The sequence below is a fragment of the Mesorhizobium sp. P2_E9 genome (assembly GCF_056403815.1).
Window position 1 is genome coordinate 56,290 of sequence record NZ_JBFUET010000004.1, and the last position, 20,685, is coordinate 76,974.

A 20,685-nucleotide genomic window follows, 5' to 3' on the forward strand; every position below is an offset into this window, starting at 1 on the left:
CACAAAATCCCAGCAGCAGCAGAATGACTATGCCGAGGCCAAGTATGAGAACCGTCCTTGCGTCCATGACCTTCACCTTCGATCTGGCGCATGGCTGCGAAAACCGGGATCGATTTTCGCTTCGCTGACCTCCGCCGGGGGATCACGCGCCAATCAAAGTGCCTGCAGCGTCCCGGGCGCGCCAAAAAGGGGCGCGCGGCACCGTATGAGAATATCGAAGAAAGACTTCCGGGGCCAGCGTCCCGCCCCGCCGCCACCAACTCCCCACCAACAAGGCGACAAGTCCCGCACAAGAGAGTATGTTAAGGACAGTGCAGGTCGCGTTTGCGTGGCCAGCCATGCCCATCGGTGGCACCGTGAACCCCCGACCTTGCCGGACCTGATCCGGAGGAACGGTTATGGCGAGCTTTCACGTGATTGCAGGTGCCAGCGAGACGCTGGAGCATACGAGAATTAGAAAGATCGGTGTTTCCGATCTCCTCGACGCGCTCAGGCGCGGCGTCGACGATTTCATGGTCAAGCCCTCGCATATCGTCTTTCTCTGCCTGATCTACCCGCTCGTCGGCGTCGTGCTCGCCGCCTGGACATCGGGCGCCAATGCGCTGCCCTTGCTGTTTCCGCTGGTGTCCGGCTTTGCGCTGATTGGGCCGTTCGCGGCGATCGGCCTCTATGAGATCAGCCGCAGGCGGGAGGCCGGGCTCGATACGTCCTGGCGGCACGCTTTCGAGGTCAGGAACTCCCCGGCTTTGCCGGCGATCGCGGCTGTCGGGATCATGCTGTTTGCGATCTTCATCGCGTGGCTCCTGACTGCGCAGATGTTCTACCAATATCTGTTTGGCCCGGCGCCGCCGGAATCGATATCCGGCTTCATCAATCAGATATTCGCCACCGGGCGCGGCTGGACGCTGATCATCATCGGGCACGCCATCGGCTTCGTCTTCGCCGTCGTGGTGTTGTGCACGACGGTCGTTGCTTTCCCGCTGCTGCTCGACCGCGATGTGGGCGCCTACGAGGCTATCCACACCTCGGTTCGGGCGGTGATGGCGAACCCGATCACCATGGCTGTCTGGGGATTGATCGTCGCTGTCGCGCTGATCATCGGCTCTGTGCCGGTGTTTGTGGGACTGGCGGTCGTGCTGCCGATCCTCGGTCACGCCACCTGGCATGTCTACCGCAAGGTCGTGGAGCCGCCGGCCTCCGCCAGACCGGTGAACTGAGCACGTTCCAGCCTTTGTCGCGTCGGCGAGGGCGCGCCGGCGCGACAGGATCAGGTTCAGTAGGCAGCGTGGCTGAAGCGGGCCTGGCGTGCATCCCTCGTCAGATTGCGGAAGTCCTTGCCGCTTACATGCACCAGCGTCCTGTGGTCGCCGCCCTCGAAATAGATGTCGGCGGCGTCGCCGAGGCTTTCATCGAGGATCACCGGCACATCGTAGGCCGCACCGATCGGTGGGACGGCGCCGATGTCGCAATCGCTGAAGAGCGAAACCACCTCATCTTCGGAGGCAAGGCCGAGGCGTCTGTCCATGACGTCCTGCAACCTGCCGAGCTCGATCCTGTGCGTGCTTGGAACCACGGCCAGCGCATAGCCAAGTTCGTGGTGAACGACCACTGACTTGGCCATGATGCTGCCGGGCACATGCGCGGCTATTGCCGACTGCCTGCTGGTGGATGTGCGATGGTGCGGGACGGTGTCGTAGGAAATTCCCTTGCCGTCGATAAATTCCCTAAGTCTGTTTGCGATGGTCATTTTTGGCGTCCCTCCTGCTTGAGTTCGCGACGCATGCGGAAACGAGGTAATTCGTTCCTCCTGTCGTTTCCGGCACCAGGAGAAATGCACCAGCGGCCGCTTGTTTCAAGGCCATCGACTGGCAAGCGGCGCGGGCGATTTCCGGCCACGGATTTCGCCCGGCTGAACCCGCAGTGCCGGTCAGGGGCCAGCGCCGAAAAACGTCATCCGGGTCAAAAGCGTGTAATCGGCCTCGAAAAGCATCATCACCACGAACACCACGATCAGTATCGGCGGCAGGATGATCGCATAGGCGAGTGCCAGCCGTTCCCAGGCCATATGCATGAAGACAGCGACAATCAGCCCAGCCTTGAGGATCATGAAGATCAGGATCAGCGACCATCTGAGATAGCCGTGCAGGCCGAAATAATCGACCAGATAGGAGCAGGTGCTGAGGATGAACAGCCACGCCCAGACCACCAGGTAGAGCTTGATCGGGTGTTCCTGGTGAACTTCGGCATGGGCGGCTGCAACCGGCGCATCATGCGCGTGAAGTGCGTGTTGTCCGAGGCCGTTTGCGGTTGCTTCAGCCATATCTGCCTCTCACCAAAGATAGAAGAAAGCGAAGATGAACACCCAGACCAGATCGACGAAATGCCAGTACAGCCCCATGATCTCGACGTTCTCGTAGCGGCCCTTGCGGCTGGTGAAGAAACCGGGCCGCCCGGTGTCATAGTCTCCGCGCCAGACTTTGCGCGCCACGATGATCAGGAAGATCACCCCGATCGTCACATGCGTACCGTGGAAGCCGGTGATCATGAAGAAGCATGAACCGAACTGCGCCGCGCCCCAGGGGTTGCCCCAGGGCCGTACCCCTTCGGTGATCAGCTTGGTCCATTCGAATGCCTGCATGCCGACGAAGGTCGCGCCCAGTGCCGCGGTCAGAAGCATGAGGATGGCCGTCTTGCGGCGGTCGCGGCGATAGCCGAAATTCACCGCCATTGCCATGGTTCCGCTGCTCGAGATCAGCACGAAGGTCATGATCGCGATCAGGATCAGGGGGATTTCCTGGCCGCCGATGCGCAGCGCGAAGACCTCGCTCGGATTTGGCCACGGCACGCGCGTGGAGATGCGCGCGGTCATATAGGAGAGCAGGAAGCAGCCGAAGATGAAGGTGTCGCTGAGCAGGAAAATCCACATCATGGCCTTGCCCCAGGACACGTTCTTGAACGCGCGCTGGTCGGAGGCCCAGTCGGCGGCAATGCCATGCCAGCCAGCTGGTCTCGGCCCCATTTGGCCGGTGTGCGTCACTGTCGTCTCAGCCATCCCTATCTCCTAGGTCAGCAGTTGCCGGCAAATATCGATGAACGTCGCAGCCCAGCCGGCCAAAAGGGCGAAGATGGCCAGCCAGACGAAGAGGAGGAAATGCCAGTACATGGCGCAGAGCTCGACGCTGAGGCGCAGCCGCTGCGGCCGCACTCCGTTCCAGGCGCCGGCGGTCGTCCTGCCGAGACCGATCAGACCGCCCAATATGTGCAGGCCATGCATCCCGGTGATCAGGTAGAAAAAGCTGTTGGCTGGATTGGCGCTCAGCAGGTAGCCGTCTTCGGTCAGTTGCCGCCACGCCACGAGCTGTCCGACCAGGAAGGCGAGCGCGGTCAGCCCGGCCGTGGCAAGGCCGAGCCGGACGTTGTCGATCTGGCCTTTGCGCGCGGCGAATACGGCGCATTGCAACGCGACGCTGCTCAGCACCAGCACGCCTGTGTTCAGCCAGAGCAGACGCGGCAGCGGCAGCGGCTGCCAGTCCGACACCGCCATCCGCATGAAATAAGCGCTGGTGAAGAGCGAAAACAGGCAGCCGACGACGGCGAGGAAAACGCCGAGGCCGATCTTGGCGGTGGGTAGCGCCGACCGGTCGAAGCCGACGAGATCCCCGGCCAAGCCTTGCTCCAGCCATGGCTTGGCCGTCAGCCGCTGGTGCGAAAGCCACCAGCCGGCAAAGCCGGCGATCACCAGCAAGAAGACCAGGATCACGCTCATGCTGGCTCCCTGGAGGGGGCGAAGGCGCCCGGCACGTTCTGCGGGATGAAGTCTTCCTTGGCACCCGGCACGCTGTAGTCGTAGGCCCAGCGGTAGACGATGGGCAGGTCCTTGCCGAAATTGCCATGCGGCGGCGGTGTTTGCGGCGTCTGCCATTCCAGCGTCGTAGCCCGCCACGGGTTGCCGCCGGCCTCGCGGCCATGGCGGATGCTCCAGATCAAATTGAACAGGAAGACCATCTGGGCGAAGCCGACGATGAAGGCCATGATGCTGATGAACGAGTTCAGGTGATGGGCAGACTCCGTCATGATGGTCATGTCGGTCAGTTCGGCATAGCGCCGCGGCACGCCCATCAGGCCGAGATAGTGCATGGGGAAGAAAATCAGGTAGGCGCCGAGGAACGTGACCCAGAAATGGAACCGGCCCAGCGTCTCGTCGAGCATGCGGCCGGTGACCTTCGGGTACCAATGGTATATCGCGCCGAACACCACGGTGATCGGGGCGACACCCATGACCATATGGAAATGGGCGACGACGAACATCGTATCGGACAGGGGAACATCGACGACGACGTTGCCGAGAAACAACCCGGTCAGCCCGCCATTGACGAAGGTGACGATGAAGGCCAGAGCGAACAGCATCGGTATGGTGAGATGGATGTCGCCGCGCCATAAGGTCAGCACCCAATTGTATACCTTGATGGCGGTCGGAACGGCGATGATCAATGTCGTGGTGGCGAAGAAGAAGCCGAAATAGGGGTTCATGCCACTGACATACATGTGGTGCGCCCAGACCACGAAGCTCAGCGCGCCAATGCCGACGATGGCCCAGACCATCATCCGGTAGCCGAAGATGTTCTTGCGCGCATGGGTGCTGATCAGGTCGGATACGATGCCGAAGGCCGGCAGCGCCACGATGTAGACTTCGGGATGGCCGAAGAACCAGAACAGATGCTGGAACAGGATCGGGCTGCCGCCATTGTGCGGCAGTTGCTCGCCCATCTCGGAGATCGCCGGCATGAAGAAGGAGGTGCCGAGCGTGCGGTCAAGCAGCATCATCACGCAGGCGACGAACAGTGCCGGGAAGGCGAGCAGCGCCATGACGGTCGCGGTGAAGATGCCCCAGACCGTCAGTGGCAGACGCATCATTGTCATGCCGCGCGTGCGGCCCTGCAGCACCGTCACGACATAGTTCAGGCCGCCCATGGTAAAGCCGATGATGAACAGGATCAGCGAGGAAAGCATCAGGATGATGCCCCAGTCCTGACCGCCTGGTGTGCCGCTCATGATGGCTTGCGGCGGGTAGAGCGTCCAGCCGGCACCTGTCGGTCCGCCCGGCGCGAAGAAGCTCGACACCAGAACCAGGACGGCGAGCAGGTAGATCCAGTAGCTCAGCATGTTGACATAGGGAAAGACCATGTCGCGCGCGCCGACCATCAGCGGAATGAGATAGTTGCCGAAGCCGCCGAGGAAGAGCGCGGTGAGCAGGTAGATCACCATGATCATGCCGTGCATGGTGATGAACTGGTAGTAGGCCTCCGGGGTGATGAAGTCGAATGTGCCGGGAAAGCCGAGCTGCAGCCGCATCAGCCAGGACAGCACCAGCGCCACAAGGCCGATCGACGTTGCCGTCGCCGAATACTGGATGGCGATGACCTTGGCGTCTTGCGAGAAGATGTACTTCGTCCACCAGCTGTGCGGATGGTAGAGTTCCACTTCCGCGACTTCGGCCGGCGGGATGCCATCTGCAGGGGTGATGTCGACCATAGGAACACCTCCGTGTTCTTTTCAGCGAGACCCGACCGTTTCGAGCTGTGCTGCAACCTTCAAACCCGACGGCATCGTCGTGCCCGGCGTCTGGTCTGCCGAGCCTGTTTTCTGGGGCGCCGACAGTTGCGCGAAAGTCTGCTGCTGGCCGAGCCAGGCCAGGTAGTCCTGTTCGGTGTCGACCATGACGACGCCGTGCATCAGGGGATGGCCCTGGCCACACAATTCGGCGCACAGGACCTGGAAGCTTCCGGTCCTGGTCGGGGTGAACCAGAAATAGGTGACCGAACCCGGGATCATGTCCATCTTGGCGCGGAATTCCGGTATGTAGAAATCATGCAGCACGTCGATCGAGCGCAGCAGCACCTTGACCGGCTTGCCGACCGGCAGATGCAGGTCGGCCGCTTCGACCACGACATCGTCCTGGCCGTTGGGATCGCCGGGGATAACACCGAGCGGGTTTTCAGCTGATACGTCGCGGGTGTCCGACGTGCCGAGCTTGCCGTCCTTGCCGGGCAAGCGGAAGCTCCACTGCCATTGCTGGCCGATAACCTCGATCTCGGTGGCGTCGCTCGGAACGTTGACGAAGCGGCTCCAGACGAACAGGCCAGGAACCAGCAAGGAGGTTACGCCGACCGCGGTGACGATCGTCAGCCACGATTCCAGCCGCTTGTTCTCCGGTTCATAGGCGGCGCGACTGCCTTCCTTGTGTCGGAAGCGGAAGACACAATAGGCCATGAAGAGAACGACGGCGGCGAAGACGACGCCGGTGATCCAGAACGTGATGATGATGGTGTGGTCGATATAGTCCCAGTTCGAGGCAATAGGCGTCCACCACCATGGGCTCAGGAAGTGGAACAGCACCGAGCCCACGACGATCAAAACGAGTACAAGCGCAATGGCCATGTCCCGTTCCTCCGGATATTTCGCGGCGCGCGAAGCAGGCTTGCGAAATACCAAGCCGCATCATGCTCGCTTTCCGGTTGAAATTCCAGAGCCGTCTATTTGATGTGCAAAACGTTGCTTTCGCCGGCCGGACGTGTGTCGGGTGTTTGCGGCAGCGCGTTACAAGAACGAGACGTCCTAGCTGGAGCGCGGCCCCCGAAGCCGTTTTCCCGAAAAGACTTCGAGCGCTCGCGGCTTTTCACCGCCGACAATCCAGTCCGTGAGGTATTTGGTGAAGCCAAGGGCGATGGCGAAGCCATGGCCGGTCCAGGCGAACCCATAGATGGTGTTGTCCAAGGCAGCGGGCGTGTCGACAATCGGGATGCCATCGACCGCACAGCTTTCGACGCGGGACGCATCGACCTTCAGGAAGGTGGACTCGTCGATGAAGGGCAAGGTCGCGATGGCATCGGTCAGGCCGAGAGCTGTCGCGCTGAGCGACCCCTTCCAACGGCCCTCCGGCGTATAGGCGACGCTCTGGCCGCCTGAAAGCATCAACGTCCCATCCTGGATCTGCTTCACGGACAGCGTGCGGTGGGCATGGCCGAGAAGATGATTGATCTTTTTGTCGTGCGGGTTGGTGACAAACATCATCTGCGGCATCAGCGTGGTGACGGGCATGATTTCTTGCAGCTGGAGAACCGGTTTCAGCAACGGCAGGACGCCGTTGTTGGCCAGGAGAACGAGCTTATCGCCAACCAGCACAACTTCGCCGCTCGCCAGCCTCACTCCTGTTGCCCGCCCTTTGTCGTGGAGGATTTCGGTGACGCGCGTGCCGGTGCGCAGGTTCGCGCCAGCCTTGCGCGCCTGTTTGGCGAAGGCCAGCGTGGCGAAGGTGTGGTCGCACACACCGTCATCTGGGCAGTAGATCGAGCCGATCAGATCCCCCGACAATTCCGGCTCACGTTCCAGCGTTTCGTCACGGTTGAGAAGCTGAGAGGGAGCGCCAAGCGCGTTCTGTGCCATGGCCATGGCTTCCATGGTGCCGCGCACTTCATGTTCATGGCCGCCATGGGGGATATTGAAGAGATGAAGGCCGCCGATCCGGCGGTAGCCGACGCCGCCTTCGAATTGTTCCTGATATCTCGCCCAGAGCGGAAAGCCGACAGTCGCCATCGGCAGTTCGCGCAAGTCGCGGCTGTTTGCGCGCACGCCCCGTTCACCGGAACCGCCCGATGCGCCGGCCGCGATGTCGTCGGCCTCGAGCAGCATAACGGTCCTGCCGACCTGCGCCAGGTTGTAGGCAAGGCTCGTACCGTAGATGCCGCCTCCGACGATCACGATTTCAGACGCGGGGGCCTGTGTAGTCATGCTGTCAGTTCCTTCTCAGATATTTTGTCGTGTGTATCGCATGCGTGGAAAGGTCGGCTCACTTCAAGCCGTTGCCGCCGGACAGGAATTGCCGGAAGCATTCGGACCGGCCGGCAGCGAACATTTCGCGGGGAGAGCCTTCCGCTTCGACCTCGCCCTTGTGCAGGAACACGACCTTGCTGGAGACGTCCCGGGCGAAGCCCATTTCATGGGTAACGACCAGCATCGTCCTGCCTTCCTCGGCGAGCGCGCGCATGACACGCAGGACCTCGCCGACAAGCTCAGGGTCGAGTGCGGAGGTCGGCTCATCGAAAAGCATGACCTTCGGCTGCTGGGCCAGCGCGCGGGCGATGGCCGCCCGCTGCTGCTGACCGCCGGACAGATGGGCAGGATAATGATTGCGCTTCTCAGCAATGCCGACCTTTTCCAACAGCGCTTCAGCCTCCTCCACGCAATCGGCGCGGGGACGCTTCTGGACATGGATTGGGGCCTCGATCAGGTTTTCCAGGATCGTCATATGAGACCACAGATTAAAGCTTTGAAACACCATGCCGATGCTCGCGCGCATGCGCTGCAACTGGGGCCTGTCGGCCGGCCGCGTCCTGCCGCTCCCCTGCTTCAGCCGGATGGTCTCTCCGCCGACTTCGATCCGGCCGCTATCGGGCGTTTCCAGCATGTTGATGCAGCGCAGCATGGTCGACTTGCCGGAGCCGGAGGAGCCGAGGATGGAGACGACATGACCTTCCATCGCTTCGAGCGAGATGCCTTTGAGCACCTCGAAGGCACCGAAGCTCTTGCGGAGTTCCGTCAGGCGCACGGCCGGCTTGAGCTGGTCGGTCATAGGGTGGTTCCTCCTTGCCTGGGGGCCGCAGCCGGCGGCGGCCTCAGATCGGCGCTCAGCGCGTATTCGGCCCACTGAACGAGCCGCGTGACGGTAAAATTGAGGAAGAGATAGATCGCAGCCGCGACGATCAGGATTTCGATGGCACGGAAGGATTCGGAAATGAGCTGCGCCGCCAGGCCGGTCACCTCCATCAGGGTGATGATGGAGGCCAGCGCCGTCGATTTTATCATCAGGATGAACTCATTGCCGTATCCTGGTAGCGCATGGCGCAAGGCAAGCGGGAAGTCGATGCGGCGGTGAAGCGTGAAGGTCGACATGCCGCAGGCCCGCGCGGCCTCGATCTGACCTGATTGAACCGACAGCAATGCACCGCGAATGATTTCACTGGAATAGGCGGCGGTGTTCAAGGTCAAGGCGATGAGCGCGCACCAATAGGGTTCGCGCAGGAGAGGCCAGAGAAAACTGGCCCGCACGACATGGAACTGGCCAAGACCATGATAGATCAGGAAAATCTGCACAAGCAGCGGCGTGGAGCGGAAGATGAAGACGTAGAAGGACGCGGGCCAAACCAGGAGCCGCAGACCCGACAACCGCGCCAGGGCGAGCATGACGGCCAGAACGGCACCCAGCCCCACGGAGGATATTGCGAGCTGCAATGTCAGCGGCACCCCGGTCAGAAGCTTCAGCAGTGTCTCGTACAGGAATGGAAGATCCATCAGGCCCGCCTCGCGCCGAATGTAAGCCGTCCCTCGGTCCACCGTAGAAGCCATGTCGAGAACGATGAGATGGCCAGATACAGGACGGCGGCGGCAAAGAAGAATGTGAAGGGCTGGCCGGTCGATCCCGCGCCGATCTGCGCCTGCCGCAGAATTTCCACGAGCCCGGTGACCGAGACCAAGGCAGATTCCTTGAGCACCAGCTGCCACACATTGCCGAGACCCGGCAGTGCATGCCGCAGCACCAGCGGCGCGACGATGCGGCGAAACATCGTCATGCGGGACATGCCGGCGGCGATCGCCGCTTCGATCTCTCCGGGTGAAACCGCGCGATAGGCACCGCGCATGACTTCAGCCTGATAGGCACCGGACACCAGCCCGATCGCCAGCGCTCCGGCCATGAATCCCGGCAGGCTGACGAAACCCGAAATGCCGAACAGGCCGGCCAGCGGTGTCAGGACCGCGCTTGACCCGAAGTAGAAGAGATAGATGACGAGGATGTCCGGTATGCCTCGAAGCACGGTAGTGTAGGCTTCGGCGAGCAACCGCGGAAGAACGCCACCCCTGATCTTCGCCCTCGCCCCGAAGCTGCCCACCAGGAGGCCGAAGGCGTAGCCGGTCAATGCCACGGCGAGCGTCGTCATCGCGGCTTGAAGCAGTGCCGCTCCCCAGCCGCCCTCACCAAATCCCAGAACGAAATCGGAAGCTGTCATTGCGGTCTGACATCCCTGAAACGAGCTGCATGAGAGGTACGAAGTGAGCGACCCGGCGCCGGGTCGCTCATTGCGTCAAGAGGCGACAATCGGGGAAAGACGCGAAGCGCTCTCGCTCGTTCGTCTCAATTCTTCACGGAGATATCGACGCCGAACCATTTCTCCGTCAGCGCCTTGTTGAAACCGTCGGCGTTGACCTCGTGGATCACGGCGTTGAACTTGTCCTTCAACGCGGTGTCGCTCTTGCGAAAGGCCACGCTTGTTCCGCTGGCCAGGAGAAAAGTCGGTCCCACGAGTTCCGCCTCAGCCATGTCAGGCCTTTTCAGCGCCTCGGCGAGAACCGTGATGTTGGCCATGGTGAGATCGATTCGACCCGCCAGAAGATCGAGATTGGCTTCGTCCTGCGTTTTGTAGGATCTGACCGTGACCGCGTCCTTCAGATATTCCTCGACGAATTTGCCGGCGGTCGTCGATCCCTGGATGCCGAGGACTTTTCCCTTGAGCGCCACGTCGAGCTTTTCGACAATGTCCTTTGATCCGGAGGCCCCGTTCAATCCCGCCGCATTGTCGCGGAGATCGAATTTGTCATGCCAGGGCAGGGCCTGCGCCAAACCGCTGCCCTTCAGCGCCAGGAAAGCATTGGGTGCCGTGGAGTAGGGATCCGAAAAAGCGGCCACTTCCGCTCGCTCAGGCGTGACGCCCATGGAGGCGATGATCGCATCGAATTTTCCGGCGTTCAGCGCCGGCAGCATTCCGTCCCAGTTCTGCGCGACGATCTCGCATTGCGCCTTCATGCGCTTGCACAATTCCTTGGCGAGGTCGATCTCATAGCCGGCAAGCGTGCCATCGGGGAGCGTATAGTTCCACGGCGCATAAGCGCCTTCTGTTGCAATGCGGATATGGAGCGCGTCCTGCGCCAACGCCTCACCATTTGAGTAAAGGCCGGCCAGCGATAGCGCTGCCGCCAGGATGATATTTCTGATCATGCGAAGCTCCCACTCTTGTTTTTGAAACGCCCGCAGCCTCACCGCCGAGGATAGGAAAAACCGATATCCTCACACAGGGCAGGCGAGGTATCGATCTTTTTCGCCGTCGGCGAATGTCTATCCAGAACTGACTGGAGCGGGTATTCGCTTGACTAGAAAGGAATCTTGCGACGCATTCCAATATGAAATGTTGCGCGGAATATAGCTTTTTCCTATAGATTTTAAGCCACTCGATCTGGGGATTGCTGATGAACTACAAGCAGCTTGAAGCATTCCGGGCGGTCATGGAGGCGGGGACGGTGACCGGTGCGAGCGAGATTCTGCACATCGCCCAGCCTTCAGTCAGCGCGCATATCTCGAACCTGGAACATGCGCTGAAAATCCCGCTCTTCATTCGTCGGGCGGGGCGTCTCGTTCCGACGGCGGAAGCCATGCTTCTCAACGAAGAGGTCGGGCGGATCGTCAAGGGAATGGCAAGGATACGGCGCCTGGCCGGAGATATCAGGCAACTGGAAGCCGGGCGACTGATGATCGGTGTCTATCCGGCGCTTGCCAGCATCGTCTTGCCTCGTTTCCTGAAATCGTTTGCCGGGCATCACCCGAAGGCGCGCATGAGCATCTTTCCGGCGGCCTCGCTGCGGATCGCGGAATTGACGGCAAACAAGGAGATCGACATCGGCCTCATTCAGATGCCGGTGGTCGATCCGGCCATCGCCTGCGATCTGATTTTCCAGACAGAATGCGTCTGCGTAGCGCCGCTTGACCATGCATTCGCCAATGACAGCGTGATTTTCGCACCCCGGCTGGAAGGGCAGGAATTCATCGCGCTTGGCCGCGAGGACCGCACGCGGCAGGATATCGAGCGTGTCCTGGATCATGCCGGCGTTGCCGTCGACCACCGTTTCGAAACACCATTCGCCGATACGGCGTGCGCCCTGGTCGCACAGGGTCTGGGCGTGTCGATCGTCGATCCGTTCTCGGCGGCTCGATGGGCAGGCAAATTGACGATACGCCCCTTCAGCCCCGATCTTCTCTGCGACATCTACATGGTCAGAAACAGGGCTCAGGTCTCTTCCATGCTGCAGCAGGCGTTCGAGCGGGAATTCCGGACCGCGCTCGAGGAGAATGTGAGCGGAGGCACACGTCTATTTTAGCTGGCTTATCAAGCCTATTTCAGCAGGTCGACCAGGACGTCGAAGGCGGCGTCGATATCGGCGCGGATGGCCTGGCGGACGGCTTCGGCGTCGCGGCTGCGCAGCGCCGCATACATCGCCTGGTGATGCTCGTTGGCGGTCGAATAGTTTCCGGAATCATGCAGCATGTTGAAATAGGGGCTGATCTGCAGCCACAAATTCTCGATGATGTTGAGGATGTTTTCGGAGCCGGCCGCCCGGTAGATGGAGAAATGAAAGGCGTAGTTGGCGCGCAGATAGGATTTGACGTCACCCGCCGCATTGGCCTGTTCGAGCGCGGCCAAATGCTGGCCGAGCTGCACGATGCCCTGATCGTCGATGCGCTCTGCCGCCCATGCGGCGGCGATTGCTTCGATCTCGAAGCGGACATTCCTGAGATCGACGAGGCGCGCGCGGCTGAGTGCGGGAATGCCGATCGAGCGGCCTGAAACAACCATCAAGGCATTGGCCGCCGTCAGCCGCCGCAACGCCTCCCTGACCGGCATAGGACTGACCCCGAAGGCGTCGGCCAGGCTTTGCACCGTCACCATCTCGCCAGGCACGATGCTGCCGTCGAGGATCAATTCGGTGACATGGCGATAGACCCTGTCCTGCAGGGTCTCCCTGGACAGGGGCACGATCTCGACACCAGGCTTCCTGAACGCCGCTCCGGCCATCTCCCATCAACCTTTCCGCGCAAAGGCCGCGCCACAACCCGTTCCCGGAATGCAGGGTTCCGGCTGCCGCGTCAAGCGTATGCGACCGGCGGCTTGGTATAAAGATATTTCATCATTGATCTTTGATCAAATGATGTTAGGGTTATCGACATCGGATGGCGAGGGCTACGTTTCGTGCCCTCGGGAGGCATTCGGTCGTTCGTTTCGGGAGGAATTCACATGGGTATCGGATTGAAAGTCCGGCGGCTCGCGCTGCTGGCGGGCATGGCTGCTTGCGCCTTTGGCATGTCGGGCGCGCAAGCCGCCGAAAAGCACAAGATCTTTCTCAGCATGAGCTACATCGGCAATGATTGGCAGGCCGAGGCGGCAAACATGGTCAAGGCCATGGCCGGTTACAAGAGCCTTGCCGACAAGGTCGACCTGCAGGTCCAGGTCGCCGGGCCCAACGCACAACGCCAGATCCAGCAGATCAACGCCATGGTGCAAAGCGGCGCCGAGGCGATCGTCGTCTATCCGATCTCGCCGACCGCGCTCAATCAGGTCGTGAAGAATGCCTGCGACAAGGGCGTGAAGGTCTTCGCCTACGACGCCGAGATCACTGAACCTTGTGCCTACAACGTTCATATCGACCAGCTGGAAGCGGGCAGGGTGACCGCCGAATGGCTGGTGAAGAAGCTCAACGGCAAGGGCAACATCATCGCCATCACCGGCGTTCCAGGAACATCCGTCGACGACCAGCGGACCAAGGCCGCCAAGGAAGTCTTTGCCAAATATCCCGACATCAAGATTGTCGGCGAGGCTGTCGGCATGTGGAGCCAGGCGGTTGCCCGCACCGAGCTCTCCAAGATTCTGGCTACGCGCAACTGGAACGACATCAACGGGCTGTGGATGCAGGTCGGTTGCTTCACCGCCAACTCGATGCAGCTCGAGGCCGGCAAAAAGGCCAGCGAACTCCTGCCTTGCGCCGGTGAAGGATCCAATGGCGGCCGCATCCAGATGCTGCCGGAGGGCACCGAAGTCGAGGGGGCGGCTCCGCCCTATGCCCCTGCAGGTGCGCAGCGCATTTCCTATGCCTCGCCGCCTTATTCCGGGGCGCTGGCGCTAAAACTTGCCGTCGAGGCGATCGAGGGCAAGGACGTGCCGAAGACCACGATCCTGCCGCTGCCGCTCGTCACCAATGAGACGATCAAGCTGTGCGATGAAGGCACCTGGGCGGAGATGAAGGCCGGCTGCAACGTCTTCAAGCCGTCACTGGTGTCCAACCCCGGCTGGTTCGCCTCGATCTTTTCGGACCAGACACCCGAGGTCGGCCTCAATGCCGCACTCGTCGGCCAGCCCGAAAACTGAGCCTCCCAAGGCAATCCTGACGATGCGCGGACTTGTCCGCGCATCGTCGATCCGCCCTAATGCATGTCGATCAAAAGCCCGGCGATCCAGGACAATGACAGACCCCTCCGAGCTTCCCGCCATCGAGATCGACGGCATCAGCAAGGCGTTCGGTGCCACCGTCGCGCTGGACGACGTGTCGTTCAGGATCGAGCCCGGCAGCGTTCATGCGTTGCTGGGTGAAAACGGAGCCGGCAAGTCGACGCTGGTGAAACTGCTGTCGGGACTGGTGCGACCGAGCGCCGGTCAAATCAGGGTCTTCGGCAAGGAGATCGGCTATGGCGCGCCGCGCACGGCCCATGCGCTAGGCGTGCAGACGGCGTTCCAGGAGATGACCCTGGTGCGCGATCTCTCCGTCCTCGACAACATGCTGTTGCCCTACGCTCCCGTCGGCATCTCCGGTCTGATCCGCCGCAATGCCGCCCGCAATGCGGTCCGCCGCCACATCGACGAGCTCGGTTTTTCCGTCGATCTCGACGCCGAGGTGAGCGAACTCGAGCTTTCGGTGCGGCAGAAGATCGAGATCGCGCGCGCCGTCTATCGCAAGCCGCGCATCCTTTTGCTCGACGAGCCGACCTCGACGCTTGCCGGCCGCGATGTCGACTGGCTGGGCGACATCATCGCCAGGCTGAAGGCGGCGGGCACGACCATCGTCTTCATCACCCATCGCATGCGCGAGGTGCGCGCCTTTTGCGACACGCTGACGATCCTGAGAAACGGCCGCCACATCGTCACCGCGCCGGTTGCCGATGTCACCGACGGCGACGTCATCGAGAAGATCATCGGCCGCAGCATCGAGCAGACTTTCCCGCCCAAGCCTGATAGCGCCCAGGCCTTCGGTCCAGCGGTTCTGGGCGTGCGCGACCTCAAGGTCGGGCGCAAGCTCGATGGCGCGCACTTCGACCTGCGCCGGGGTGAGATCCTCGGCGTTGCCGGACTGCAAGGCATGGGCCAGCAGGATTTGTTCCTGGCCTGTTTCGGCATGGCCGAAATCATCCGTGGCGACGTCCTTGTCGACGGCCGCAAGGTCTGGCTCGGCTCACCGGCGGATGCCTTGCGGTCCAACATGGCCATCGGCCTGGTGCCGGAGGACCGCAAATCCGAAGGCCTGTTCCTGAAACTGTCGGGCAGCCAGAACGCCACTTTGCCCGTGGTGTCGCGCTTCACGCGCTTCGGCCTTGTCGATGCCGCTGCCGAGACCCGCTCCGTCGAGGAGGCTTTCGCCACTGTCGAGGTCGACCGCCGGGCGCTGTGGACACGGGCCGGGGCGTTTTCGGGCGGCAACCAGCAGAAGATCGCCATCGCCAAATGGCTGGTGGCGCAGAGCCGCATCCTGCTTCTGTTCGATCCCACACGCGGCATCGATGTCGGCACCAAGCATGAGCTCTATGTGATGATGCGAAACTACGTCGTCGCCGGTGGCTCGATCCTGCTGCACTCGACGGAAATTCCCGAACTGGTCCACCAATGCGACCGGGTCCTTGTTCTTTACGATGGGCGTATCGCGGCCGAGCTCGAAGGTGACGCCATCACCGAGCCCGCCATCATGCGTCCGGCGCTCGGCCATGCCGGAGAAGCAGCCGCATGAGCAGCGTTTCACCTCCTGCTTCCGCTGGTTTCGGGCTGCGCCGCGCGCTGATGCGCAATCGCGGCGCGCTGATTGCCGCGGCCGTGCTTGCGATCCTGCTTTTCATTGTTGACGGGATCAGTGCCGGGCCGCTGACCTATTTCGACGTGTCGTTCCTGTCGAGCGGCGGCGCGACCTCGGCGCTGGCGGCGATCGGCCAGACCATCGTCATCCTGTCGGGTGGCTTCGACCTCTCCGCCGGTGCGGTGATTTCGCTGGTCAATGCTGTGCTGGCATCGAGCATGGACCCGATGGCGCCGGGCGCCAGCATCCTGCTGTGGACGGCGGTCGGCATCGGCGTCGGCATGGCGGTCGGTGCCTTCAACGGCTTCTTCATCGCCGTGCTGCGCATGCAGCCCATCGTGGTGACTCTGTCCACCATGTTCATCCTGCAAGGTGTCACGCTGCTGGTGATGGACAAGCCAGGTGGCTTCGTGTCGCCCGATCTCGGCACCTTCTATCTGGGTAACGCGATCACCGGCTGGCTGCCAATGCCGCTGGTCGTGATCGGCGTCGTCCTGCTCGCCTGGTTCTGGCTGAAGGGAACCCGTTTCGGCACAGCACTCTATGCCGTTGGCAGTGACCCGGATTCGGCGGCTGCCGTCGGCATCAATGTCGTGCTGGTACGCTTTGCCGTCTATGTGATCGCCGGCGGCTGCTACGGCCTTGCCGGCGTGTTCATCAGCGCGCAGACCGGCAGCGGCGACCCGCTGGTCGGCAATCCGTTGCTGCTGTCGATGTTCGCGGCGGTGGTGGTCGGTGGCACGCGGCTTGGCGGCGGGCAGGGTGGTCCGGTGGGCACCGTCTTCGGCGCCTATATCCTGATGATGGTGGTGAACATCCTGCTGGTGCTCAATGTGTCGGCTTACTATGCGACCATCGCGGAAGGCACCATTCTGGTGCTGGCGGCCCTGGCCGGATCCTTGTCTCACGCATCGGTGCTTGCCGTGCAACTGCGCGCGGCGCGCGCCCGGCTCGCCGCCTGGCGCGCCGGCATCTTGCCCTCGCAGCTTGAACCGGTCGACAGGCGGCTGAAGATCACTGGGCCTTCGCAAGGCCAGCGCGGTCCGGCAGCGCCGCGCCCGGCTTTCCGCCTGCGCAACGCCGAGACGTTGCGCTATGCGCTGCCCGCCTATGTCTGCCTGCTCATCATCGTGGTCGTCACGCAGGTCTGGCTCGGCCGCGCCATCCTCAATCCGGGTTACTGGAACTCCCTGCTGGTGCTGTCGTCCTTCCTCGCCGTCCTGGCGCTGGGGCAGGGAACGGTCATCCTGACCGGCGGCCTCGATCTCTCCGTGCCGTGGACGATCGGCATTTCCGGCATCATCCTGGCCGGCATGGTCAATGGCTCCGACGCGGCGCTTGTCTATGCCTTGCCGGTCGTGCTGGTGATGGCCTGCGCCATCGGCTTCGCCAATGGCTTCGGCATCGCCTATCTCGGCATCTCGCCGATCGTCATGACGCTTGCCACGAACGGCATCCTGCAGGGCTTCGCGCTCATCTATTCGCAAGGAACGCCGGCCGGTTTCTCCTCGCCGATGCTGCGCTGGTTCATGACAGCCAAGCTCGGTTTCGTGACGCCGATCGTCCTGCTGATGGTCGTCTTCGTCGTCGGGGCGGTGCTGCTGCTTGGACGCACGGCGTTCGGGCGCCGGGTCTACGGCATTGGCAACGGGCTGCGCGCGGCGCGCCTGTCAGGCATCGGCGTCGAGCGTACGCTGATCCTGGTCTACATGTTGTCGGCCGTTTGTGCTGCTATCGTCGGCATCATGCTGACCGGTTTTTCCGGTCAGGCGAGCCTAGGCATGGGCGACGATTATCTGTTGCCGTCGATCGCGGTCGTGGTGGTCGGCGGCGCGCTGATCACCGGCGGGCGCGGCCACTATCTCGGCATGCTCGGCGGCGTGCTGCTTTTGACCGCGCTGCAGATGCTGCTGGCCGGCACCACGCTGCCCTACGCTACGAGGGCAATTCTTTACGGGCTGGTCGTTCTGGGTGCCGTCATGGCGCTGCGCGAACGGCGGCTGCAATAAAAAGGACAGGACGATGAGCACAAAGGCACCCGCATCGGCGGACGAATTTCTGGCCGGGCTGAAAGGACAGCGCGTACTGGTGACGGCGGGCGCCGGCGGCATCGGCTTCGCCATCGCCGACACGCTTTCGCGGCTCGGCGCCCGCATCGTCGTCTGCGATATTTCCGACGAGGCGCTGGCCGCGGCTCCCGGCAAGATCGATTTGGTCGCAGCGGTCAAGGCGGATGTCTCGCGCGACGACGACGTCGACCGGCTGTTCGAGACGGTCAAGGAAAAACTCGGCGGGCTCGACGCGCTGATCAACAATGCCGGCATTGCCGGGCCGACCGGTGGCGTCGACGAGATCGAGCCGGACGACTGGCGACGCTGCATCGACATCTGTCTCACCGGCCAGTTCCTCTGCGCCCGGCGCGCCGTGCCGCTGATCAAGGTGGCGGGCGGCGGCTCGATCGTCTCGATGTCCTCGGCGGCCGGCCGTCACGGCTACGCGTTCCGCACGCCCTATTCGGCGGCCAAGTTCGGCGTCATCGGTTTCACGCAGAGCCTCGCCAAGGAGCTTGGGCCACACGGCATCAGGGTCAACGCCATCCTGCCCGGCATCATCGAGGGACCGCGCATCGAAGGCGTCATCTCGGCACGCGCCAAGCAAGTCGGCATCAGTCATGAGGAGATGACCGGGCGCTATCTGCAGAACATCTCGCTGCGCCGCATGACCAGTCCTTATGACGTCGCCTCAATGGTCGCATTCCTGTTGTCCGACGCGGGCATCAACATTTCGGGCCAGTCGCTTGGCGTCGACGGCAACGTCGAAACACTCTGAGGAACACTCCATGGCTAATGTCGCGATTGTCGGAACCGGGTTCATCGGGCGGGCCTGGGCGATCAGCTTCGCCCGCGCCGGCCATGATGTACGGATGTGGGACCAGTCGCCTGCCGCGACAGGTGGCGCGCGCGACTATATAGAAGGTGTGCTGGGCGATCTTGCCGCGAGCGATCTGCTGCGTGGGCAGTCCGTCGACATCGTACTTGGCCGCATAGCCATCGTCGCCGAGCTGGCGGAGGCGCTGGCCGATGCAGCCCATGTCCAGGAGAACACACCTGAAAACCTCGATGTGAAGCGGCAGGTGTATTCCCTGATCGACAGCCTTGCTGGCCCGCAAACTGTCATCGCCAGTTCCACCTCGGCGCTGTTGCCGTCGAAATTCACCGACCATCTGCAAGGGCGGCACCGTTGCCTGGTCGTGCATCCGATCAACCCGCCCTATCTCATTCCGGCGGCCGAGGTGGTGCCGGCGCCGTGGACATCGGCCGAGACGCTTGAAAGAACCCGTGCCTTCCTCATCGATGCCGGCCATGCGCCGCTGGTGATGAAGCGCGAGCTCGACGGCTTCATCATGAACCGCTTGCAGGGCGCCTTGCTGGAGGAAGCTTTCCGGCTTGTCGCGGATGGCTACGCCAGCGTTGAGGATGTCGACATCGGCATCCGTGACGGGCTGGCGCTCCGCTGGTCGTTCATGGGACCGTTCGAGACCATCGACCTCAATGCGCCCGGCGGTGTGCGCGATTATGTCGAGCGCTACCAGGGCATCTATTCCAACATTTTTCCGCAGATGCTGCGCCGGGTCGACTGGGCGGGCGAGGTCATGAAAACCGTCGAGGCCGAGCGCAGCAAGCGCTTGCCTAGGGAGAGCCTGGGCGACCGGCAGGTCTGGCGGGATCGCCGGCTGATGGCGCTGGCGGCACACAAGAAGAAATCGGATCAGGAGTTCGGACAATGAAAGAAACCAGCCGCAAATCAGGCGCCACGGCGGCCAAAGGCAAGGTTATCATCACCTGCGCGGTGACGGGCGCGATCCATACGCCGACCATGTCGCCCTATCTGCCGATCACGCCGGACCAGATCGCTTCGGAGGCGATCGCCGCGGCAGAGGCCGGTGCGGCGATCCTGCACCTGCATGCGCGCGACCCGGAAACCGGCAAACCCGACCAGACGCCGGAGGCCTTCGCCCGCTTCCTGCCGCGCGTCAAGCAAGGCACCAATGCCGCCATCAACATCACCACCGGCGGCAGCCCCTACATGAAGGTCGAGGAGCGCGTGCGCCCGGCCGCCCAGTTCAAGCCGGAAGTGGCTTCCCTCAACATGGGCTCGATCAATTTCGGGCTCTATCATCTCGCCGACAAATACGAGACCTTCCAGTTCGACTGGGAAAAGCCCCATCTGGAGGCGACGCGCGACCTCGTTTTCCGCAACTCGTTCAAGGACATCGAGTACATTCTGGCGACTTGCTACGACAATGGCACGCGCTTCGAGTTCGAGTGCTATGACATTGCCCATCTCTACAACCTCTCCCACTTCGCCGACCGCGGGCTGGTGAAGCCGCCGTTCTTCGTGCAGTCGGTGTTCGGCCTGCTCGGCGGCATCGGCACCCATCCCGAAGACGTCGCCCATATGAAGCGCACCGCGGACCGGCTGTTCGGCGACCAGTTCCGCTGGTCGGTGCTCGGCGCCGGCGCCAGCCAGTTGCGCATCGCCGCGCAATCGGCAGCGCTCGGCGGCAACATTCGGGTCGGGCTGGAGGACAGCCTTTGGGCCGGCAAGGGCAAACTCGCCAAGTCGAATGCCGAGCAAGTTCTCCTGGCGCGCAAGATCATCGAGGGGATTGGCATGGCGGTGGCGACGCCGGACGAGGCGCGCGAGATCCTGTCACTGAAGGGCGGCGACAAGGTCGCCTTCTGACCAGGC

General features: G+C 62.4%; 20 protein-coding genes. 8 read left to right on the plus strand and 12 right to left on the minus strand.

Annotated elements, in window-relative coordinates:
• Positions 1 to 398 precede the first annotated feature (398 nt).
• A complete protein-coding gene (locus tag AC1D05_RS08670) occupies positions 399 to 1,217 on the plus strand; it encodes a DUF2189 domain-containing protein (RefSeq protein WP_475450440.1) in 819 nt (272 codons plus the stop codon).
• Between the two features lie 56 nt (positions 1,218 to 1,273).
• Here the strand turns inward: AC1D05_RS08670 and AC1D05_RS08675 are convergent, their stop codons facing one another.
• The 11 genes from AC1D05_RS08675 to AC1D05_RS08725 form a co-directional block, all read right to left on the minus strand.
• Positions 1,274 to 1,747: an aminoacyl-tRNA deacylase gene (locus AC1D05_RS08675; protein ID WP_477440042.1), complete on the minus strand. Its 474-nt coding sequence runs from the start codon at positions 1,745 to 1,747 to the stop codon at positions 1,274 to 1,276.
• A 180-nt stretch (positions 1,748 to 1,927) separates the two neighbouring features.
• Positions 1,928 to 2,320, minus strand: a complete 393-nt coding sequence (locus tag AC1D05_RS08680; RefSeq protein WP_477440044.1) for a cytochrome C oxidase subunit IV family protein — start codon at positions 2,318 to 2,320, stop codon at positions 1,928 to 1,930.
• Between the two features lie 9 nt (positions 2,321 to 2,329).
• A complete protein-coding gene (locus AC1D05_RS08685) occupies positions 2,330 to 3,052 on the minus strand; it encodes a heme-copper oxidase subunit III family protein (RefSeq protein WP_477440046.1) in 723 nt (240 codons plus the stop codon).
• A gap of 9 nt (positions 3,053 to 3,061) precedes the next feature.
• Entirely contained in the window at positions 3,062 to 3,766 is a 705-nt protein-coding gene (locus tag AC1D05_RS08690) for a cytochrome c oxidase subunit 3 (protein WP_477440048.1), read from the minus strand.
• Positions 3,763 to 5,532 carry a cytochrome c oxidase subunit I gene (ctaD, locus tag AC1D05_RS08695; RefSeq protein WP_477440050.1) on the minus strand — a complete coding sequence of 590 codons (1,770 nt, stop codon included), beginning with the start codon at positions 5,530 to 5,532 and terminating at the stop codon, positions 3,763 to 3,765. The genes AC1D05_RS08690 and ctaD overlap by 4 nt, the downstream gene beginning before the upstream one ends.
• 21 nt (positions 5,533 to 5,553) lie before the next feature.
• Positions 5,554 to 6,438, minus strand: a complete 885-nt coding sequence (locus tag AC1D05_RS08700) for a cytochrome c oxidase subunit II (protein WP_477440052.1) — start codon at positions 6,436 to 6,438, stop codon at positions 5,554 to 5,556.
• 177 nt (positions 6,439 to 6,615) lie between these two features.
• Positions 6,616 to 7,788 carry an NAD(P)/FAD-dependent oxidoreductase gene (locus AC1D05_RS08705; protein ID WP_477440054.1) on the minus strand — a complete coding sequence of 391 codons (1,173 nt, stop codon included), beginning with the start codon at positions 7,786 to 7,788 and terminating at the stop codon, positions 6,616 to 6,618.
• A 58-nt stretch (positions 7,789 to 7,846) separates the two neighbouring features.
• Positions 7,847 to 8,629, minus strand: coding sequence for an ABC transporter ATP-binding protein (locus AC1D05_RS08710; protein ID WP_477440056.1), 783 nt, complete (start codon positions 8,627 to 8,629; stop codon positions 7,847 to 7,849).
• Complete coding sequence (locus AC1D05_RS08715; RefSeq protein WP_477440058.1) at positions 8,626 to 9,348, minus strand: ABC transporter permease; 723 nt, start codon at positions 9,346 to 9,348, stop codon at positions 8,626 to 8,628. The genes AC1D05_RS08710 and AC1D05_RS08715 overlap by 4 nt, the downstream gene beginning before the upstream one ends.
• On the minus strand, positions 9,348 to 10,061 hold the full coding sequence (locus tag AC1D05_RS08720; RefSeq protein WP_477440060.1) for an ABC transporter permease: 714 nt from the start codon (positions 10,059 to 10,061) through the stop codon (positions 9,348 to 9,350). The genes AC1D05_RS08715 and AC1D05_RS08720 overlap by 1 nt, the downstream gene beginning before the upstream one ends.
• Positions 10,062 to 10,186: 125 nt before the next feature.
• On the minus strand, positions 10,187 to 11,047 hold the full coding sequence (locus tag AC1D05_RS08725; RefSeq protein WP_477440062.1) for a transporter substrate-binding domain-containing protein: 861 nt from the start codon (positions 11,045 to 11,047) through the stop codon (positions 10,187 to 10,189).
• A gap of 248 nt (positions 11,048 to 11,295) precedes the next feature.
• On the opposite strand from AC1D05_RS08725, the gene AC1D05_RS08730 reads away from it, so the two are divergent.
• Entirely contained in the window at positions 11,296 to 12,201 is a 906-nt protein-coding gene (locus AC1D05_RS08730; RefSeq protein WP_477440064.1) for a LysR substrate-binding domain-containing protein, read from the plus strand.
• Between the two features lie 14 nt (positions 12,202 to 12,215).
• Here the strand turns inward: AC1D05_RS08730 and AC1D05_RS08735 are convergent, their stop codons facing one another.
• Positions 12,216 to 12,896: a GntR family transcriptional regulator gene (locus AC1D05_RS08735; RefSeq protein WP_477440066.1), complete on the minus strand. Its 681-nt coding sequence runs from the start codon at positions 12,894 to 12,896 to the stop codon at positions 12,216 to 12,218.
• Between the two features lie 219 nt (positions 12,897 to 13,115).
• Here AC1D05_RS08735 and AC1D05_RS08740 point away from each other — a divergent pair, with 219 nt between their 5' ends.
• The 6 genes from AC1D05_RS08740 (at position 13,116) to kce (ending at position 20,679) form a co-directional block, all read left to right on the plus strand.
• Positions 13,116 to 14,243 carry a sugar ABC transporter substrate-binding protein gene (locus AC1D05_RS08740; RefSeq protein WP_477440068.1) on the plus strand — a complete coding sequence of 376 codons (1,128 nt, stop codon included), beginning with the start codon at positions 13,116 to 13,118 and terminating at the stop codon, positions 14,241 to 14,243.
• Between the two features lie 94 nt (positions 14,244 to 14,337).
• Positions 14,338 to 15,870: a sugar ABC transporter ATP-binding protein gene (locus tag AC1D05_RS08745; RefSeq protein ID WP_477440069.1), complete on the plus strand. Its 1,533-nt coding sequence runs from the start codon at positions 14,338 to 14,340 to the stop codon at positions 15,868 to 15,870.
• Positions 15,867 to 17,942 (plus strand): ABC transporter permease subunit, encoded by a 2,076-nt coding sequence (locus AC1D05_RS08750; protein ID WP_477440071.1) that lies wholly within the window; start codon positions 15,867 to 15,869, stop codon positions 17,940 to 17,942. The genes AC1D05_RS08745 and AC1D05_RS08750 overlap by 4 nt, the downstream gene beginning before the upstream one ends.
• A 13-nt stretch (positions 17,943 to 17,955) precedes the next feature.
• Positions 17,956 to 18,762: an SDR family oxidoreductase gene (locus AC1D05_RS08755; protein WP_477440073.1), complete on the plus strand. Its 807-nt coding sequence runs from the start codon at positions 17,956 to 17,958 to the stop codon at positions 18,760 to 18,762.
• Positions 18,763 to 18,772: 10 nt separating this feature from the next.
• Positions 18,773 to 19,720: a 3-hydroxyacyl-CoA dehydrogenase gene (locus tag AC1D05_RS08760; RefSeq protein WP_477440075.1), complete on the plus strand. Its 948-nt coding sequence runs from the start codon at positions 18,773 to 18,775 to the stop codon at positions 19,718 to 19,720.
• A complete protein-coding gene (gene kce, locus AC1D05_RS08765) occupies positions 19,717 to 20,679 on the plus strand; it encodes a 3,5-dioxohexanoate:acetyl-CoA acetone transferase (protein ID WP_477440077.1) in 963 nt (320 codons plus the stop codon). Before AC1D05_RS08760 ends, kce begins: the two co-directional genes overlap by 4 nt.
• Positions 20,680 to 20,685: the final 6 nt, after the last annotated feature.

Bases quoted from the DNA above. Each gene is read 5' to 3' on its own strand.
- AC1D05_RS08670 (WP_475450440.1), top strand. From the start codon at position 399: ATGGCGAGCTTTCACGTGATTGCAGGTGCCAGCGAGACGCTGGAGCAT.
- AC1D05_RS08675 (WP_477440042.1), bottom strand. From the start codon at position 1,747: ATGACCATCGCAAACAGACTTAGGGAATTTATCGACGGCAAGGGAATT.
- AC1D05_RS08680 (WP_477440044.1), bottom strand. From the start codon at position 2,320: ATGGCTGAAGCAACCGCAAACGGCCTCGGACAACACGCACTTCACGCG.
- AC1D05_RS08685 (WP_477440046.1), bottom strand. From the start codon at position 3,052: ATGGCTGAGACGACAGTGACGCACACCGGCCAAATGGGGCCGAGACCA.
- AC1D05_RS08690 (WP_477440048.1), bottom strand. From the start codon at position 3,766: ATGAGCGTGATCCTGGTCTTCTTGCTGGTGATCGCCGGCTTTGCCGGC.
- ctaD (WP_477440050.1), bottom strand. From the start codon at position 5,532: ATGGTCGACATCACCCCTGCAGATGGCATCCCGCCGGCCGAAGTCGCG.
- AC1D05_RS08700 (WP_477440052.1), bottom strand. From the start codon at position 6,438: ATGGCCATTGCGCTTGTACTCGTTTTGATCGTCGTGGGCTCGGTGCTG.
- AC1D05_RS08705 (WP_477440054.1), bottom strand. From the start codon at position 7,788: ATGACTACACAGGCCCCCGCGTCTGAAATCGTGATCGTCGGAGGCGGC.
- AC1D05_RS08710 (WP_477440056.1), bottom strand. From the start codon at position 8,629: ATGACCGACCAGCTCAAGCCGGCCGTGCGCCTGACGGAACTCCGCAAG.
- AC1D05_RS08715 (WP_477440058.1), bottom strand. From the start codon at position 9,348: ATGGATCTTCCATTCCTGTACGAGACACTGCTGAAGCTTCTGACCGGG.
- AC1D05_RS08720 (WP_477440060.1), bottom strand. From the start codon at position 10,061: ATGACAGCTTCCGATTTCGTTCTGGGATTTGGTGAGGGCGGCTGGGGA.
- AC1D05_RS08725 (WP_477440062.1), bottom strand. From the start codon at position 11,047: ATGATCAGAAATATCATCCTGGCGGCAGCGCTATCGCTGGCCGGCCTT.
- AC1D05_RS08730 (WP_477440064.1), top strand. From the start codon at position 11,296: ATGAACTACAAGCAGCTTGAAGCATTCCGGGCGGTCATGGAGGCGGGG.
- AC1D05_RS08735 (WP_477440066.1), bottom strand. From the start codon at position 12,896: ATGGCCGGAGCGGCGTTCAGGAAGCCTGGTGTCGAGATCGTGCCCCTG.
- AC1D05_RS08740 (WP_477440068.1), top strand. From the start codon at position 13,116: ATGGGTATCGGATTGAAAGTCCGGCGGCTCGCGCTGCTGGCGGGCATG.
- AC1D05_RS08745 (WP_477440069.1), top strand. From the start codon at position 14,338: ATGACAGACCCCTCCGAGCTTCCCGCCATCGAGATCGACGGCATCAGC.
- AC1D05_RS08750 (WP_477440071.1), top strand. From the start codon at position 15,867: ATGAGCAGCGTTTCACCTCCTGCTTCCGCTGGTTTCGGGCTGCGCCGC.
- AC1D05_RS08755 (WP_477440073.1), top strand. From the start codon at position 17,956: ATGAGCACAAAGGCACCCGCATCGGCGGACGAATTTCTGGCCGGGCTG.
- AC1D05_RS08760 (WP_477440075.1), top strand. From the start codon at position 18,773: ATGGCTAATGTCGCGATTGTCGGAACCGGGTTCATCGGGCGGGCCTGG.
- kce (WP_477440077.1), top strand. From the start codon at position 19,717: ATGAAAGAAACCAGCCGCAAATCAGGCGCCACGGCGGCCAAAGGCAAG.